The 16,279-nt window shown below is 69.8% G+C and carries 15 protein-coding genes and 1 riboswitch; of the genes, 8 read left to right on the top strand and 7 right to left on the bottom strand.

Annotation, left to right across the window (positions count from 1 at the left end; all coding sequences use genetic code 11):
* The first annotated feature begins 3 nt into the window (after positions 1-3).
* A complete protein-coding gene (locus ABE505_RS13445; RefSeq protein WP_346445101.1) occupies positions 4-564 on the top strand; it encodes a YceI family protein in 561 nt (186 codons plus the stop codon).
* A 17-nt stretch (positions 565-581) separates the two neighbouring features.
* Here ABE505_RS13445 and ABE505_RS13440 read toward each other — a convergent pair whose 3' ends face one another.
* The gene (locus ABE505_RS13440) at positions 582-815 is read right to left on the bottom strand and encodes a glutaredoxin family protein (protein ID WP_346445100.1); all 234 of its coding nucleotides are present in this window, start codon (positions 813-815) and stop codon (positions 582-584) included.
* Positions 816-864: 49 nt separating this feature from the next.
* Here ABE505_RS13440 and ABE505_RS13435 point away from each other — a divergent pair, with 49 nt between their 5' ends.
* Entirely contained in the window at positions 865-2,247 is a 1,383-nt protein-coding gene (locus ABE505_RS13435) for an L-serine ammonia-lyase (RefSeq protein ID WP_346445099.1), read from the top strand.
* A gap of 81 nt (positions 2,248-2,328) precedes the next feature.
* Here the strand turns inward: ABE505_RS13435 and ABE505_RS13430 are convergent, their stop codons facing one another.
* From ABE505_RS13430 to ABE505_RS13415, 4 genes are all read right to left on the bottom strand, one after another.
* Positions 2,329-3,063 carry a DUF1521 domain-containing protein gene (locus ABE505_RS13430; RefSeq protein WP_346445098.1) on the bottom strand — a complete coding sequence of 245 codons (735 nt, stop codon included), beginning with the start codon at positions 3,061-3,063 and terminating at the stop codon, positions 2,329-2,331.
* 139 nt (positions 3,064-3,202) lie between these two features.
* On the bottom strand, positions 3,203-4,291 hold the full coding sequence (locus ABE505_RS13425) for a homoserine dehydrogenase (protein WP_346445097.1): 1,089 nt from the start codon (positions 4,289-4,291) through the stop codon (positions 3,203-3,205).
* The gene (locus ABE505_RS13420) at positions 4,288-5,523 is read right to left on the bottom strand and encodes an O-succinylhomoserine (thiol)-lyase (RefSeq protein WP_346445096.1); all 1,236 of its coding nucleotides are present in this window, start codon (positions 5,521-5,523) and stop codon (positions 4,288-4,290) included. Before ABE505_RS13420 ends, ABE505_RS13425 begins: the two co-directional genes overlap by 4 nt.
* On the bottom strand, positions 5,520-6,578 hold the full coding sequence (locus tag ABE505_RS13415; protein ID WP_346445095.1) for a homoserine O-succinyltransferase: 1,059 nt from the start codon (positions 6,576-6,578) through the stop codon (positions 5,520-5,522). The genes ABE505_RS13420 and ABE505_RS13415 overlap by 4 nt, the downstream gene beginning before the upstream one ends.
* A 96-nt stretch (positions 6,579-6,674) precedes the next feature.
* Positions 6,675-6,803: riboswitch (SAM riboswitch) on the bottom strand.
* Between the two features lie 409 nt (positions 6,804-7,212).
* On the opposite strand from ABE505_RS13415, the gene ABE505_RS13410 reads away from it, so the two are divergent.
* From ABE505_RS13410 to ABE505_RS13395, 4 genes are all read left to right on the top strand, one after another.
* A complete protein-coding gene (locus ABE505_RS13410) occupies positions 7,213-7,908 on the top strand; it encodes a M23 family metallopeptidase (RefSeq protein WP_346445094.1) in 696 nt (231 codons plus the stop codon).
* Positions 7,909-7,979: 71 nt separating this feature from the next.
* Positions 7,980-9,584 (top strand): peptide chain release factor 3, encoded by a 1,605-nt coding sequence (locus ABE505_RS13405; protein ID WP_346445093.1) that lies wholly within the window; start codon positions 7,980-7,982, stop codon positions 9,582-9,584.
* Positions 9,585-9,668: 84 nt separating this feature from the next.
* The gene (locus ABE505_RS13400) at positions 9,669-10,322 is read left to right on the top strand and encodes a hemolysin III family protein (protein WP_346445092.1); all 654 of its coding nucleotides are present in this window, start codon (positions 9,669-9,671) and stop codon (positions 10,320-10,322) included.
* Positions 10,323-10,437: 115 nt separating this feature from the next.
* Positions 10,438-12,417, top strand: coding sequence for an AsmA family protein (locus ABE505_RS13395; protein WP_346445090.1), 1,980 nt, complete (start codon positions 10,438-10,440; stop codon positions 12,415-12,417).
* A 3-nt stretch (positions 12,418-12,420) separates the two neighbouring features.
* Here ABE505_RS13395 and ABE505_RS13390 read toward each other — a convergent pair whose 3' ends face one another.
* Entirely contained in the window at positions 12,421-13,413 is a 993-nt protein-coding gene (locus ABE505_RS13390) for a glycosyltransferase family 2 protein (protein WP_346445114.1), read from the bottom strand.
* Positions 13,414-13,421: 8 nt separating this feature from the next.
* Entirely contained in the window at positions 13,422-14,129 is a 708-nt protein-coding gene (mtgA, locus tag ABE505_RS13385; protein WP_346445088.1) for a monofunctional biosynthetic peptidoglycan transglycosylase, read from the bottom strand.
* Between the two features lie 129 nt (positions 14,130-14,258).
* On the opposite strand from mtgA, the gene ABE505_RS13380 reads away from it, so the two are divergent.
* Together ABE505_RS13380 and ABE505_RS13375 are read left to right on the top strand one after the other, a co-directional pair.
* Positions 14,259-15,164, top strand: coding sequence for an Hsp33 family molecular chaperone HslO (locus ABE505_RS13380; protein WP_346445086.1), 906 nt, complete (start codon positions 14,259-14,261; stop codon positions 15,162-15,164).
* A 105-nt stretch (positions 15,165-15,269) separates the two neighbouring features.
* Complete coding sequence (locus ABE505_RS13375; RefSeq protein WP_346445085.1) at positions 15,270-16,121, top strand: hypothetical protein; 852 nt, start codon at positions 15,270-15,272, stop codon at positions 16,119-16,121.
* The last annotated feature ends 158 nt before the right edge of the window (positions 16,122-16,279 follow it).

Below are 16,279 nucleotides of genomic sequence, written 5' to 3'. Positions count from 1 at the left end.
CCGATGCCCCTCGCTCCCCGCTTTCTGTTCGCGGCCGCGCTCGCCGTCGCGATGCCGCTCTCCGCCTCCGCCGCCGATTACGTGCAGGCCGCCGGCTCGTCGTTGGCCTTCGCCGGCAAGTACCAGGGCGAGGTGTTCACCGGCACGTTCCCCGACTTTGGCACGACGCTCGCGTTCGATCCGGCCGACCTGACCGGCGCCAAGCTTGAAGTGACGATCCCGATCGCGACCGCGACCACCCGCAACGACGACTACGACGGCGAGATGCGCGGCGCGTCGTTCTTCGATGCCGCCCGCTTCGCGCAGGCGACCTACACCGCGACCCGGTTCCGCGACCTGGGCAACGGCCGATACGCCGCCGACGGCGAGCTCGCGCTGCGCGGCGTGCGCAAGCCGGTCACGCTGACCTTCACCTGGACCCCGGGCCCGCGCCCGCTGCTCTCGGGCCGGGCAACCGTGCGTCGCCTGGATTTCGGCGTCGGCGGCGGCGAATGGGCCGACACCGGCACGATCCCCGACGAAATCGCGGTCGCCACCCGGGTCTACCTCAAGCCTGCGAACTGACGTCGCGCCGCCCGCCGTCAGGCCAGCATCCGCCGCACCGCGTCGGCGTCGAACGGCCAGTCCAGTTCGACGCCGCGCGTGGCATCGTGCAGTACGGGCACCCGGCTGCCGTAGCGCATCTCAAGCGCGTCGTCGTCATCGATGAAGACGCTGTCGAACGCAGGCGCGCGCGCCTGCGCCAGCACCTCGAGCGCGAGATCGCACAGATGACAGTCGTCGCGCTGGTACAGGATCAGGGCCGGGGTCGTCATGCGGCGTCGCGTCAGGCATAAAACGGGAAGCGGGCCGTAGAATAGCGCGATGGCTGTCAGCACCTTCGACCTCTACAAGATCGGCATCGGGCCGAGCTCCTCGCACACCGTCGGGCCGATGCGCGCCGGTGCCCGCTTCGTCGCGCGCTGGCTCACCGAGCCCGGCCGCCTGCACGAGGTCGTGCGCGTGCGCGCGGAGGTCTTCGGCTCGCTGGCGCTGACCGGCCGCGGCCACGGCACCGACAAGGCGCTGATGATGGGGCTGGAAGGGCACATGCCCAACCGCATCGACCCGGACATCATCCCCGATGCGCTGGCGCGCATCCGCGGCGAACGCCGGCTGCGGCTGGGCGGGACCCACGAGATCGACTTCGACGAGAAGCGCGATCTGGTGATGAACAAGCGCCAGAAGCTGCCGTTCCACACCAACGGCATGCGCTTCACCGCCTACGGTGCCGACGATGCGGTGATCGCCACGCGCGATTACTACTCGGTCGGCGGCGGCTTCGTCGTCAACCAGGACGAGGCGGCCGAAGACCGCATCGTCGCCGACACCACCCAGGTGCCCTACCCGTTCGCCAGCGGCGACGAGCTGATCCGCCAGGCGCAGGACAGCGGTCTGGGCATCGCCCGGCTGATGCTGGAGAACGAAAAAGTCTGGCGCAGCGAGACCGAGATCCTCGATGGCCTGCGCGAACTGTGGGCGGCGATGCAGTCGTGCGTCGCGCGCGGCATCCGCGAGGGCGGCACCCTGCCAGGGGGGCTGCACGTCACCCGCCGCGCGCCGGCGCTGCATGCCGAGCTCGCCGCCAAGCCCGAAGCGGCGATGCGCGACCCGCTGACCGTACTCGACTGGGTCAATCTCTACGCGCTCGCGGTCAACGAGGAGAATGCGGCGGGCGGACGCGTGGTCACCGCGCCGACCAACGGTGCGGCCGGCATCCTGCCGGCGGTGCTGCACTACTACGACCGCTTCATCCCCAATGCCAACGAGCAGGGCGTGTTCGACTTCCTGCTGACCGCGGCCGCGGTGGGCATCCTCTACAAGGAGAACGCCTCGATCTCCGGCGCCGAGGTCGGCTGCCAGGGCGAGGTCGGCGTGGCCTGCTCGATGGCGGCCGCCGGACTGACCGCGGCGCTGGGCGGCACACCGAGCCAGATCGAGAACGCCGCCGAGATCGGGATGGAGCACAACCTGGGCCTGACCTGCGATCCGATCGGCGGCCTGGTGCAGATTCCGTGCATCGAGCGCAATGCGATGGGGGCGGTGAAGGCGATCAACGCCTCGCGCATGGCCTTCCGCGGCGACGGCAAGCACAAGGTCAGCCTGGACAAGGTCATCCGCACGATGCGCGAGACCGGCCGCGACATGCGCGACAAGTACAAGGAAACCTCGCGCGGCGGTCTGGCGGTGAACGTCATCGAGTGCTGAGCCGCCTGCGCGGCGCCTTGCCTACCGCAAACGGAAACGGCGCGCCGCGGTCGCGGCACGCCGTTTTGGGAGACGCGTGGATCAGGCGCGGATCGACAGCGTCAGGCTGAACTGCCACGGCACCGGCTGGGCGTTCGGCTCGGGCGCACGGTCGGGGTTGTCGCTGCCCAGCGCCAGGCCGCCGTTGAAACCGATCGACATCAGGCCGGTGAAGAACGAGAAGATCTCGGCAAAATGGGCCAGGAAGTTCGGGCCGCCGTTCTTCAGCTCGTCGGTGGCATTGATGAAGGCCTGGTCGACATTCTGGATGTTGCCGTTCTGGTCGACGGCGATGAAGCCACTGCCGTTCTCGTTCTCCAGCAGCACATTGCCGTCGCGCACGGCGGCATCGAGCAGCCGGCCGCCGCCGGCGAATTCCTGGAACGACAGGTCGCCGTAGGTGTTGCTGTCGACGCCGGAGATCTGCACGCCGTAGTCGCCGTCGGTGATCGTCACCACCGAGGCCACTGTCGCGCCATTGCCGCCCTGCTCCCACGGCGTGGTCTCGATCGTGACCTTGGTCCCGTCGTCGAGCAGGAACGTGGTCTGGCCCCAGAAATCGAAGGCGTGCTTGCCGTCGATCTCGACGTGGGGATCGCCCCAGATCCGGTAGTTCTCACCCGTGTTCTTGTTGAACACCACCACCTCGTCGTTGTCGCCGGCGGTGATGCGGTAGTTGTCGTTCTCGAACTGCACACGGCCGTCGGCGGTGCGCTGGGTGCTGGCCGAGCTCTGTGTCGACGGCAACTGGCCGCTGACGCTCAACGAGACGGACATGCTCAAGGAGGATGGGTTGGACATGATGGGATACCCCTGTGATCGACATGGAAACTGAATGACGCCATTCCAGCGCGCCGTTCAGCCTGCCGCCATCCGGGCCAACCCCATCTAGGGCTTGCCCCACCCTTGTCGCGGGTCAGCGCCGCGTGCAGGCCAGGACATCGTCGAGCAGCGCGGCCGCGGTGACCTCCGCGCCAGCGCCCGGGCCCTGGATCACCAGCGGCTGTTCGCGGTAGCGGTCGCTGTGGATCGCCACACGGTTGTCGGTCCCGCCGCCTGCGCACAGGGGGTGCAGCACGGGCAGCGCACGCAGGCCGACGCTGGCACCACCAACCGCATCGAAACGCCCCACCACGCACAGCCGCAGCCCTTCAGCGGACGCGGCGGTCCAGCGCGCCTCAAGCGCGGCATCGAGCTCGGCGAAGCCGTCATCGAGCGCTGCGGCAGCGCATCGGGCCAACGCCGGCGGCACCAGCGATTCGACCGCCACCTGGTGCGCGGACAGCGGCAGGCCCGACGCCCGCGCGAGAATCAGCAGCTTGCGGCGCACGTCCTCGCCCGACAGATCGATGCGCGGATCGGGCTCGGTGAAGCCGGCGGCGCGGGCCTCCTGCACCCACGTCGAAAACGGGCGGCTACCGTCGAACCGGGCGAACAACCAGGCCAGCGACCCCGACAGCACCCCCTCGACCGCGTGGATGCGGTCGCCGCCGGCGACCAGCGCGCGCAGGCTGCGCAGCAACGGCAGCCCCGCGCCGACCGTGGCACTGTCGCCGTAGCGGCCGCCGCCTTCACTGCCGACCGCCTCGGCAATCGCCTGCGCCCGGCCGAGCTCGCCGCCGGTGCCGAGCTTGTTGGCGGTGACCACGTGCACGCCGCGCGCCAGCCACTCGGGATGCCAGTCGGCGACGGTCTCGCTGGCAGTCGCATCGACGACGATATCGCCCGGCCGCGGGCTCTCACCCTCGGCCCAGGGCGGAAAGCCGTTGCGCCGACTCGCCGCGATGCGCGCCTGTTCGAGCACCGCCACCGGATCGTCGCCGCAGGCGATCTGCGTGCGCGAGTTGCAGATCCGTGCCACGGCCGGCAGCGCCACGCCCTGCGCGGCCAGCCGCTGATAGCGCGCGACGAAGGCACTGCCGACGGTGCCGGTGCCCAGCAATGCGAGCCGGGCGGGCTGCGGCTGCGTCCGGCGCGCACGGCGCAGGGCCACGACCGTGCTCATGCGTCGGCTCCGGCGCGGATCGCCGGCGCCTGGCCGGCGACCGTGGCCGCGCGCGCCAGCGCTGCCTGCAAGTCGGCGAGCAGATCGTCGAGCGCCTCGATGCCGACCGACAGCCGCAACAGGCCCTCGGAAATGCCGGCCGCCTCGCGCGCCTGCGCGCTCATCGCGGCGTGGGTCATCGTCGCCGGATGCGCGACCAGGCTCTCGACGCCGCCCAGCGACTCGGCCAGCGTGAAGTACTGCAGACCGTCGACGAACGCGCGCACCGCCGCGCGCGGATCGGGACCCGACAGTTCGAACGACAGCATCGCGCCGAATCCCGACTGCTGGCGCGCGGCGACCGCGTGCCCGGGGTGCGAGGCCAGGCCCGGGTAGTGCACCTTCGCCACCGTCGGATGCGCGTCCAGCAAGTCGACGATGCCAGCGGTGTTCTCCTGGTGCACGCGCAGCCGCGCATCGAGCGTGCGCAGCCCGCGCAGGGTCAGGAAGCTGTCGAACGGCGAGCCGGTGATGCCCAGCGCATTCGCCCACCACGCCAGTTGCGCGTGCACCTCGGCATCGCGCGCGACCACCGCGCCGCCGACGACGTCGCTATGCCCGTTGATGTACTTGGTGGTCGAATGCAGCACCACGTCGGCGCCGAACGCGATCGGCCGCTGCAGCGCCGGCGACAGGAAGGTGTTGTCGACCACGGTCAGCGCACCGGCGCGCTGCGCGGCCTCGATGACGAAACGCAGGTCGGTGATGCGCAGCAAGGGATTGGAGGGCGTCTCGATCAGCACCAGCTTCGGCCTGCGGGCCAGCGCATCGGCCAGCGCGCGCGGGTCGGTGAGATCGGCGGTGACCAGTTCGAAATGCCCCTTGCGCGCCAGCGCATCGAACAGCCGCCAGCTGCCGCCGTAGGCGTCGTGCGGCACCACCAGCCGGTCGCCGGGCTGCAACAGCGTATTGAGCACCAGCGTGATCGCGGCCATGCCGGTCGGTGTGACCACCGCGCCGGCGCCGCCCTCGAGCGCGGCCAGCGCCTCGCCGAGCAGGTCGCGGGTGGGGTTGCCGCTGCGCGTGTAGTCGTACTCGCGCTTGCGCTCGAAGCCCTCGAAGCTGAAGTTGCTCGACAGCACGATCGGCGGGGTCACCGCGCCGTAGGCCGGATCGCGGTCGATGCCGGCGCGCACCGCGCGTGTGCCGGGGCGGCACGCGGCCGGATCGAAGGACGGGCTCTGGATGCTCATGCAGGATCTCCGTGGTCGGTGTCGCGCAGGGCGACGGCCAGGATGGCGTCGATGCGATCGGTTTCCTTGAGGAAGGCGTCATGGCCGTAGGGCGAGCGCAGCACGCGCAGCCGGCCGTGCGGGCCAAGGCCCTCGAGCAGCGTCACCGCGTCGGCCAGCGGTACCAGCCGGTCACCCTCGACCGCGACGACGGTCGTCGGCACCCGGATCTGCGCCGGCTCGATCCGATGCAGGTCGATCGATTCGGACAACCGCAGCCAGGCGGCGATCGGTGTACGGGCGACGTAGCGCGCACCGGCGGCGTCGAGATAGTCCTCGGCCGCCACGCGCACGCGGCCGTTGACGACCTCGGGCGCAGCGTCGAAGCGCTCGGCGAACTCCTCGGGCGTGCGGTAGCTGAGCATCGCGAACTGCCGGGCCAGCGACAGGCCTTGCGCGTCGGCGCACTGCAACTGCCCCAGCGCGACGGTCTGGCGCTGCAGCGCACGCCACGCGGCGGCATAGGGATGTGCGCGGTGCGCGCCGCTGACCGCGACCAGCCGCTGCAGCCGGCCGCCGTGGCGCACCGCGAACTGCAGTCCGACCAGCGCACCGTAGGAATAGCCGACAAAGGCGTGCAGCACCGGGATGTCGAGCGCGTCGAGCAGCGCAGCGATCGCATCGGCCTGGTCGGTGGTGTCGATCGGCGCATCGAGCGCGCCGTCGGCGCCGATGAAATCGAAGGCCAGCACCTGCGCACGCGCCGGGTCGAGCGCACGTCCCTTCCCGACCAGCGCCTCGGACCAGCCCGGCTCGGAATACGAAGCGCTCGAGGCGACATGGCGATGCGCGGAGATCCCGCCGGCCACGAACACCACCGGCGCACCGGGCCTGCCGCGCAGTTCGTAGCGCAGGCCGACGTGGCGCAGCCCAGCGTGGCGCATCGGCAGCGCGATATCGATGCGGCCGCGCACGGCGCGGTCTTCGGTCGCGGCGTTGGAGGGCGGCGACGTGGGCAAGAAGGCCGGATCGGGACCGGCATCGAGATAGCGGGGCGCGGTGTCGACAAGACTCATGGCGATGTCCAGGTGGGAACGGACCATCGCGTCTTGCGGGGGATGCCGGAAGCCGCCGACTCGGCGGATGCGTTGCCTCGATGTCGAAGCAACACACAACCATCTTCCGGTGGACGCACAGGTCCCCGCAGGACTTGGCACCGCGACGGGGCCCGCGCGGCGCGCGGATCCCATCAGGTTGCCCCGGCATCAAAGGGCCTGTCCCTCCGCCGGTCTCGATGGATGTCGCGCAGGTTGCCAGCGTCCACCCACGATGTCAATCGCTTCATCCGGATGCAGCGATGGAATTCGTACGGAGCAATGCCGCGGATCTGCCGCTGCGCCACCGATGGCGCCGGCGCCCAGGAACATCAGGCCAATAGCCGACGGGCGATGGCCCGGCATAATCGAGTGCATGCGCCGCTTCCCTCCTCCCGGTCAGGCCCGGCGCGCGAGCCCCCGCGGCCCGAGAGTCGGTGCCGCGCTCGCCAGCGGCCTTGCGGGCCTGGCGCTTGCGCTGCCACCGGCCGTCGTTTCGGCCCAGACGCCGTCCAGTGGCGCATGGCCGGCATCGCCGCCTGCGCCCACCCAGTGGTCGCCGGGAACCGCCGTGCCGCCAGTTGTCCGGCTGCAGCGGCAGCCCGTTGGCAGGCGCGTGAGCATCGTCGCGGAGAACACCCTGGCCGGCCCGGTGGAAGTGCTGCTGACCGCCGACGGCGCGACGCCGGGCAGCGATCCGCCGCTGCCGGCCCGGGCGACCGTCCCGGCGTATGGCCGCACGCTCGTGGCCTGGCTGCCCGATGCCGCCGACAGTGCGGTCACTCTCGCGCTCACCGCCGTGCCCGGCCATCCCGGCGCGCGCCCGCGCGATGTCGAGTACGGCTACCCGCTGCGCGGCGCCCCGCTGCGGGTCGCCCAGGGCTTCGGCGGTGGCTTCAGCCATCGCGCCCCCGAGCACGCCTACGCCGTGGATTTCGCGGTCGACGCAGGCACGCCGGTCCTGGCCGCGCGCGACGGCACCGTCATGCAGACCGAGGTCGCGATCGGGGGCAATACGCGCATCGGCACGGCGCACGACGACCCGGCCCGCGCGAACTTCGTGCGGGTGCTGCACGACGACGGCACGATGGCGCTGTACGCGCACCTGCAGCGCGGCGGCGTGATCGTCGCGCCGGGCGAGCGCGTGCGCCGCGGCCAGATCCTCGGCTTTTCCGGCGACACCGGCGCCAGCACCGGCCCGCACCTGCATTTCGCGGTCCAGGCCAACCGCGGCCTGCGCCTGGAATCGCTGCCGTTCCGCATGTTCGGCCCCGGCGGAATCCTGCGCTTCTCCGCGCCTCCACCGGACTGAACCGACCCGCCGCGTATAATCGCCGGCTCCCTGAAGCCTCGAGACCGCACGCGCGCGCGTGCGTCGCCTGCATGCCCGACGTCGCCACCGAAGCCGCCCGCCGCCGTACCTTCGCGATCATCTCGCATCCCGACGCCGGCAAGACCACCCTCACCGAGAAACTGCTGCTGTTCGGCGGTGCGATCCAGATGGCCGGCTCGGTCAAAGGGCGCAAGGCCGCCCGCCATGCGACATCCGACTGGATGGCGCTGGAGAAGGAGCGCGGCATCTCGGTCACCAGTTCGGTGATGCAGTTCCCCTACGAGGGCCGCATCGTCAACCTGCTCGACACGCCCGGCCACGCCGACTTCGGCGAGGACACCTATCGCGTGTTGACCGCGGTCGATTCGGCCTTGATGGTCATCGACGTCGCCAAGGGCGTCGAGGAGCGCACGATCAAGCTGATGGAGGTGTGCCGCATGCGCGACACACCGATCATGACCTTCATCAACAAGCTCGACCGCGAGGGCAAGGACCCGGTCGACCTGCTCGACGAGGTCGAGCGGGTGCTCGGCATCCAGTGCGCCCCGGTGACCTGGCCGATCGGCATGGGCCAGCGCCTGAAGGGCGTCGTGCACCTGCTCACCGGCGAGGTGCACCTCTACGAGCAGGGACGCAACTTCACCCGCCAGGACTCGACGATCTTCCCGTCGCTGGACGCGCCCGGCCTGGCCGCGCGGATCGGCGAGGCGATGCTGGCCGACCTGCGCGACGAACTGGAGCTGGTGCAGGGCGCCAGCCATCCGTTCGACCTTGCGGCCTATCGCGCCGGGCGGCAGACGCCGGTGTTCTTCGGCTCGGGCGTCAACAACTTCGGTGTGCAGCCGCTGCTCGATTTCTTCGTCGAACACGCACCGCCGCCGCAACCGCGGCCGACCACCACGCGTACGGTGGCGCCGCAGGAAGACAAGCTAACCGGCTTCGTGTTCAAGATCCAGGCCAACATGGACCCGCAGCACCGCGACCGGGTCGCGTTCATGCGCGTGTGCTCGGGTCGGTTCGCCGCCGGCATGAAGGCCTTCCACGCGCGCAGCGGCAAGGAGCTCAAGCTCGCCAATGCGCTGACGTTCATGGCCAGCGACCGCGAAATCGCCGCCGAGGCCTATCCGGGCGATGTGATCGGCATCCACAACCACGGCACGATCTCGATCGGCGACACGTTCACCGAAGGCGAACCGATCGCCTTCACCGGCATCCCCAACTTCGCGCCCGAGCTGTTCCGCCGTGCGCGCCTGCGTGACCCGCTCAAGCTCAAGCAGTTGCAGAAGGGCCTGGCGCAGCTCAGCGAGGAAGGCGCGACCCAGTTCTTCAAGCCGCTGATGAGCAACGACCTGATCCTGGGCGCGGTCGGCGTGCTGCAGTTCGACGTGGTCGCCTACCGGCTCAAGGACGAGTACGGCGTGGACGCGATCTTCGAGCAGGTGCAGGTCTCGACTGCGCGCTGGATCCGCTGCGCGGACCCCAAGACGCTCGAGGACTTCCGCGACAAGCACGCAGGCAATCTCGCGATCGACGCGGCCGACCAGTTGGTCTATCTGGCGCCGACCCGGGTGAACCTGCAACTGGCCGAAGAGCGCGCACCGGGTGTCGAGTTCCTGGCCACGCGCGAGCATGCGCACGCGATGCCGGCCGTCTGACGGCCGGCTCGACCGGCGCGGTCTGACAGGACCGCGCCGCGGGGGTCATAATCCGGTCGGTCCCTCCCCCGCCGGACACCCATCATGCCCTCCCCCGCCCTGTCGCTCCGCGAGAAGCGCGAGGAATTCGCCAGCGCGCTGACCCACGGCCTCGGCGCGACCGCCGCACTGGCGGCGAGCGCAGTGCTGATCACGCTCGCCGCGCTGTTCGGCAACGGCTGGCAGCTCGGCGCCTCGATCGTCTTCGGCGTCACGCTGCTGCTGCTCTACCTGGCCTCGACGCTCTATCACGCCGTCCACCATCCGGTCCTCAAGGGCCGGCTGAAGGTGTTCGACCATTGCGCGATCTACCTGCTGATCGCCGGCACCTACACCCCGTTCACGCTGATCGGGCTGCGCGGCACACTGGGCTGGTGGCTGTTTGGCACCATCTGGACGCTGGCATTGGCCGGCGTTGTCTTCAAGCTGTTCTACACCGGCCGCTTCCGTGGCCTGTCGACCGCGATCTATGTGGCGATGGGCTGGCTGGTGGTGATTGCGATCGGCCCGGTCGCCGCTGCGCTCGATACCTGGACGCTGAGCTGGATCATCGCCGGCGGCGTGTTCTACACCCTGGGCACGTTCTTCTATATGCGCGAGTCGATTCCCTACGCGCATGCGATCTGGCACCTGTTCTGCATCGCCGGCAGCGTCTGCCACTACGTCGCGGTGCTGGCGCAGGTCGTCCCGGCACGCTGAAGCCAATGGCTGGCGGCGCCGACCGCGCAGCCGGGCGCTGAACGCGCCGCAACGGATTCACCCGGGCTTGATCGATCCGGCGGGATGGTGCCTCGCAAACAGGATGCGAGCCGCGATGACCGATTCCACGCCCACTGCCGTACCGCCGCAGCGTCCGCCCGCCGCACGCCTGCGCGGCGCGTTCTCCGGACACCCAGGGCGCATCGTGCTGGGGGTGATCGCAGTCCTGGTGCTGCTGCTGCTCATCTTCTGGGACTGGAACTGGTTCAAACGCCCGGTCGAGCGCATCGTCCACGCGCAGACAGGACGCGTGCTGCAGATCGGCGGCGACCTCGATGTCGACCTGGGTCGGGTGACCACCGTGCGTGCGGACCGTCTGCGTTTCGCCAACGCCGACTGGGCCAAGGACAGGACCATGGCCGCGGCAGACCGGCTGGAGCTGCAGGTCGAGGTCTTCCCGCTGCTGCGTGGCCGTATTCGACTGCCCGAGATTCGGCTGGCGCGCCCGGTCCTGCTGCTCGAGACCAATCCCGACGGCGGTGGCGGCAACTGGACGCTCGACATGGGCGATGGCGACGGCGAGCCGATGCAGATCCGCCGTCTCTGGGTCGACGATGGGCGCCTGCGCTTCGTCGACGCACCGAGCAAGACCCGCGTCGATGTACGCCTGGCCAGCCGGCCCTCGCGCGCGGGCGCCGACGCCGCGCCGGCGATTGCGATCGAGGGTGACGGCCAGTGGAGCGGCAACCGCTTCACGCTCGAAGGCGTGGCCGAGTCGCCGCTCGCGCTGCAGGACGAAGACAAGCCCTACCACCTCGACCTGCGCGCGTCGGCGGGCACGACCCACGCACACGCGCGCGGCAGCCTCACCGCGCCGTTCGAACTGCGCGACTTCGACCTGCAGTTCGCGCTGTCGGGCCGCAACCTGGACCATCTGTACCCACTGGTCGGCGTCGCGTTGCCCGACACCCCGCCCTACGCCCTCGACGGGCGCCTGACTCGCGACGGCCAGACCTGGCATTACGATGGCTTCACCGGCAAGGTCGGCCAGAGCGACCTCGGCGGGTCGGCCGCTTTCACCGTCGGCGGCGAGCGACCGTTCCTGAAGGCCGACCTGGTGTCCAGACGCCTGGATTTCGATGATCTGGCCGGCTTCATCGGCGGCACCCCGGACGCCGAAGGCGATACCCCACTGGATCCCGAACTCGTCCAGCGCGAACAGGCGCTGGCCGCAAAGGGCAAGGTGATTCCCGACACCCCCTATGAACTGGGCAAGTTGCGCTCGATGGACGCCGACGTGCGTTTGCGTGCGCAACGCATCAATGCCCCCAAACTGCCGATCGACGACATGGATGCCCACCTCAAGCTCGAGGCCGGACTGCTCCGGCTCGATCCGCTGAACTTCGGCGTCGCGGGCGGCAACATCCGCTCGACCATCCGGATGGATGCGCGCAACGACACCATCGACACCCGGCTCCAGGCCAGCGTCCGCCGCGTCGACCTGGGCGGCCTGTTCCCCGACACCGCCCTCGCCAGCCAGGCAGTGGGCAAGATCGGCGGCGATTTCACCCTCGCCGGCACCGGCAACTCGGTTGCCGCGATGCTGGGCAGCGCCAATGGCGACATCGCCGTCGGAATGGGCAAGGGCCGGGTCAGCAACATGCTCGTCGAATTGGCGGGGATCGACATCTACGAAACCCTGAAGTACCTGATCGGCAAGGACAAGCAGATTCCGGTGCGCTGCGCATTCGCTGATTTCGGCGTACAGAAGGGCGTCATGCAAAGTCGCGCGCTAGCATTCGACACCACCGACACGCTCATCGTCGGCGACGGCCGCATCGATCTCGGCCAGGAGACGCTGGACCTGGAACTGCGCCCGCGGCCCAAGGACCGCAGCATCCTCGCGCTGCGCTCGCCGCTGGTGATCGGCGGCACCTTCGCCGATCCCAGTTTCCGCCCCGACATGGCCCGCCTGGGCCTGCGTGGCGCGATCGCCCTTGCGCTCGGCTCGATCGCGCCGCCTGCAGCACTGCTGGCGACCCTGGAGTTGGGCGGCGGCGAGGACAGCGACTGCGGCGGCGCCTACGCCAAGTGAGCCTCAGCGGCCGTGGCGGTCGTCGCCTGGATTGTCGACCGCCGGCGCGGCAGCCCCCGCCGGGTGCCAGTCGCGGATGAAGTAGAGCGGACGCTGCTTGGACTCCTCGTACAGGCGGCCCAAGTACTCCCCGATCACGCCCAGCGCCACCAGTTGCACGGCGCCCAGGAACAGGATCACGGCCATCATCGTCGGCCAACCGGCCACGCGGTCGCCGAACAGCATCGCCTTGGCGATGACCCACAGCGCGAACGCGAAGGCCCCGAACGCGGTGAACACACCCACGTAGGTCGCCAGGCGCAACGGCGCGGTCGAGAAACTGGTCACGCCTTCGAGCGCGAAGTTCCACAGCCGCCAGAAGCCGAACTTCGTGCGCCCCGCCAGACGCGCATGCCGCTGGTAAGGCAACGCGACGCGGTTGAATCCGATCCAGCCGAACAGCCCCTTCATAAAGCGGTGCCGCTCGCGCAACTGGCGCAGCGCGGCCAGCGCACGCGGCGAGAGCAACCGGTAGTCGCCCGTATCGGCCGGCACGGGTGTCTTGGCGAGCCGCTGCATCACCCGATAGAACACGTGCGCGGTGAGCTTCTTGATCCACCGCTCGCCCTCGCGGCTGACCCGGGTCCCGTGGACATCGTCGTAGCCCTGGCGCCACAGCGCGACGAAGCGCGGGATCAGTTCCGGCGGATCCTGGCCGTCGGCATCGAGGATCATCGCCGCCCCCTCCGTGACCAGGTCCAGGCCGGCGGTCAGCGCGATCTCCTTGCCGAAGTTGCGCGACAGCCGTAGCAGCGACACGCGGCGATCCGATACCGCCAGCCCCTGCAGCACCTCCCAGGTTCCGTCGGTACTGCCGTCGTCGACATACAGCACGCCGACATCGATCCCGTCGTCGGCGAGCGTGTCCATGACCGCCGCGATCCTGGGGTGCAACAGCGGTAGCGACCGCGCCTCGTCGAACGCGGCGATGACGATCGTCAGCCGCTCGGCCTGCACGCCGGCGCTCATCGCAGCGCCTCCAGATAGCCCTCGCCGCCGATCTGGCGCGCATTGCGTTCAATCCACTGTGCCCGGCGCTGCACATACGGACCCGGACGCGCGGCGTTGTAGCGCCGCGGACTCGGCAGTACCGCCGCCAGCCGCGCACTCTGCGCACGCGATAGTTGCGCCGCGTCCTTGCCGAAATGCGCGCGCGCGGCCGCCTGGGCGCCGTAGATGCCGTCGCCGAACTCGGCGACGTTCAAGTAGACCTCCAAGATCCGGGTCTTGGGCCAGAGCAGTTCGATCAGCACCGTGTACCAGGCCTCCAGCCCCTTGCGCACCCAACTGCGCCCGCTCCACAGAAACAGGTTCTTCGCCGTCTGCTGGCTGATCGTGCTCGCGCCCCGGGTCGAGCGGCCACGCGCGTTGTGCGCGCGTGCACGCTCGATCGCCTCGAGATCGAAGCCGCGGTGCCGCGCGAAGTTCTGGTCCTCGGCGGCGATCACCGAGACCGCGAGCGACGGCGCGATCTGATCCAGATCGCGCCACTGGTGGTAGAGCACGAAATCGGCCTCGCCGCCGGTCCAGGCCTCGACCTGGCGGAGCGCCATGACCGTCGAGAACGGCGGATCGATCACGCGCAGCACCAGGACCTGCAGCACGGTGAACCCGATCGCCAGCACCGGCAGCCACAGCAGCCGGCGCAGCCACCGGCGCCGACGCGGTGCCACATCCCGATGTCCAACGCCTGCTTGCGCCGCGTTGCCCTCGCCCCCATCTTCTCGAACCGACTGCATCATGGCGGCCACTGTATCGGGCACGCCCGATGCCGCCAATCGCCGCCGCTTTCCGACGAACCCATGACCGAAACCTCCGCTCCCGACAGCGACCGGCTGTCCCGCTTCCTGCTCCAGCGCGCCGGCGTGCGCGGCGTCCGCGTGCACCTGACCGAGACCTGGCGCCGGGTCCTGGCGAACGCCCGCTATCCCGCCTCGGTCGAAGTCCTGCTGGGCGAGGCCTGCGCGGCCGCCGCACTGTTCACCGGCCATGCCAAGGTCGATGGGCGGCTGTCGGTGCAACTGCGCGCATCCGGCCCGCTGCGCGCGCTGTTTGCCGAATGCACTGCCGCCGGCACCATCCGCGGCATCGCGCGGATCGCCGAGACGGGCGCTGCGACCATCTCGCGCGACCTGCGCGCGCTCGGCGACGACGCGATCCTGGCGCTGACGATCGAAAACCCCGCCCAGGGCCGCGACCCGATGCGCTACCAGGGCCTGGTCGGCCTGCAATCCGAATCGCTGTCGGGTGCGTTCGAAGACTACTTCCGCCAGTCCGAACAACTGCCCACGCGCGTGCTGCTCGCGGTCGAAGGCGACCACGCCGCCGGGCTGATGCTGCAGAAGCTGCCGGGCGACGAGGGCGACGAGGACGGCTGGAACCGGGCGAGCATCCTGTTTGACACGCTCTCGACCGGCGAACTGCTTCGATGGCCCGTCGAGACGCTGTTGGCGCGCTTGTTTCCCGACGACGATCCGCAGTTGCTCGGCGAACGCCCGCTGGCCTTCGCCTGCTCGTGTTCGCGCGAGCGCGTGGAGGCGATGCTGGTCTCGCTGGGCGAAACGGAGGCCCGCGCGGCGGCCATCGATGGCGAGGCGTCAGTGACTTGCGAGTTCTGCGGTCGTGTCTACCGATTCTCCGAGGACGAGATCGAGCGCTTGCTCGCGGCCCCGGTGGCCAGCGGCGAGGTCTCGGACCGGTTGCAGTAGGGGCCCTGCCGGAACAGCGGCAGGATTGTTAAATAAACATAAACCCTCTAGAGTAGGGTCGGTGAATCTGGGGAACTTCCCGGCAACGACCGGGTCACATCGGCCATGCGACTGTCCTTGACGCCACTGCTGCTCGCCTCGTCCCTCGCGCTGTGCATGGCGACGGGTGCGCATGCGCAGGAAAGGCGCAACCAGACCGTGCTGCCGGTCCTCGACACTTCCGGCAAGGTCGAAGCCTTCCTCGTCCTCGAACCGGCCACGCCGCACCAGGCGGGCGGACGCTGGCGCATGGGCGAAAACCGATTCGACGCCGCCTTCGGCCTGGAACCCGGCAGCTCGCTGGCCTTGCTGTGCAGCCCGGGCAGCAGCTTCAACGGCGCCGTGAGCAGCCTGGCGCGCAACTGCCAACTCGCTTCGCTCGACGACCCGGCCCCCGGCAACCGTCGGGCGACCGCGACCGCGTCCTTCAGCCGCCCCAGTGGCGGCGCCGGCGTGACGCTCGGCGAAGGCCGCGACACCCTTCCCGGCTGGCTGACCCCGGCACGAGGCGGCTCCGCCGGCCGGGTCGACGTCCACGACCTGACCGTGTTTGCCAGGAAGAACATCGGCGACGACGCGTATGTCTCGCTGGCCGGGACACTCGCCAAGGCCACCCTGATCCCGTCGGCGACCGCCCCGGCCGACCTCAGCGGACATTGGACCAGCAGCAGCGTCAGCGTCGGCGGCGGCATCGGGCGCTTCAGCGCCAACATCGTCGGCCAGGTGGTCGACACCCCGGGGCTTCCGAAGTGGGAAGGCCTGGGCGTAGGCGTCAGCTGGCGCACGCCCTGGAGCGGCCAGCTCACCGTCGGCGCCGAGAACGTCGTCACCCGCGGAAAGAACCCGTTCTCGCGCATGGCCGACCTGCCCGACGACGACGGCGCCGTGCCGTACATCCGGTACCAGCAGGATCTGTGAAGGGCGCCATCGGCGCCCTTTTTTGTCTTGCCCCTTTCCATGCGAGCAGACAGACTGAATGCCTATTCAGCTTGAAGGGCGTGATATCGCCGATCTCCGCAATTTCACGCCGCGCAAGCATTTCGTTAACGGAGCTTTAATTTTTCTCTCGCCCTCGC

The organism is Luteimonas sp. TWI382 (genome assembly GCF_039674545.1).
Taxonomy (GTDB): domain Bacteria; phylum Pseudomonadota; class Gammaproteobacteria; order Xanthomonadales; family Xanthomonadaceae; genus Luteimonas.
This window is presented reverse-complemented; position numbering and strand designations above follow the sequence as displayed.

What these genes read in the sequence shown, in the direction of transcription:
- ABE505_RS13445 (WP_346445101.1), top strand. Translation starts at nt 4, where the DNA reads ATGCCCCTCGCTCCCCGCTTTCTGTTCGCGGCCGCGCTCGCCGTCGCG.
- ABE505_RS13440 (WP_346445100.1), bottom strand. Translation starts at nt 815, where the DNA reads ATGACGACCCCGGCCCTGATCCTGTACCAGCGCGACGACTGTCATCTG.
- ABE505_RS13435 (WP_346445099.1), top strand. Translation starts at nt 865, where the DNA reads ATGGCTGTCAGCACCTTCGACCTCTACAAGATCGGCATCGGGCCGAGC.
- ABE505_RS13430 (WP_346445098.1), bottom strand. Translation starts at nt 3,063, where the DNA reads ATGTCCGTCTCGTTGAGCGTCAGCGGCCAGTTGCCGTCGACACAGAGC.
- ABE505_RS13425 (WP_346445097.1), bottom strand. Translation starts at nt 4,291, where the DNA reads ATGAGCACGGTCGTGGCCCTGCGCCGTGCGCGCCGGACGCAGCCGCAG.
- ABE505_RS13420 (WP_346445096.1), bottom strand. Translation starts at nt 5,523, where the DNA reads ATGAGCATCCAGAGCCCGTCCTTCGATCCGGCCGCGTGCCGCCCCGGC.
- ABE505_RS13415 (WP_346445095.1), bottom strand. Translation starts at nt 6,578, where the DNA reads ATGAGTCTTGTCGACACCGCGCCCCGCTATCTCGATGCCGGTCCCGAT.
- ABE505_RS13405 (WP_346445093.1), top strand. Translation starts at nt 7,980, where the DNA reads ATGCCCGACGTCGCCACCGAAGCCGCCCGCCGCCGTACCTTCGCGATC.
- ABE505_RS13400 (WP_346445092.1), top strand. Translation starts at nt 9,669, where the DNA reads ATGCCCTCCCCCGCCCTGTCGCTCCGCGAGAAGCGCGAGGAATTCGCC.
- ABE505_RS13395 (WP_346445090.1), top strand. Translation starts at nt 10,438, where the DNA reads ATGACCGATTCCACGCCCACTGCCGTACCGCCGCAGCGTCCGCCCGCC.
- ABE505_RS13380 (WP_346445086.1), top strand. Translation starts at nt 14,259, where the DNA reads ATGACCGAAACCTCCGCTCCCGACAGCGACCGGCTGTCCCGCTTCCTG.
- ABE505_RS13375 (WP_346445085.1), top strand. Translation starts at nt 15,270, where the DNA reads ATGCGACTGTCCTTGACGCCACTGCTGCTCGCCTCGTCCCTCGCGCTG.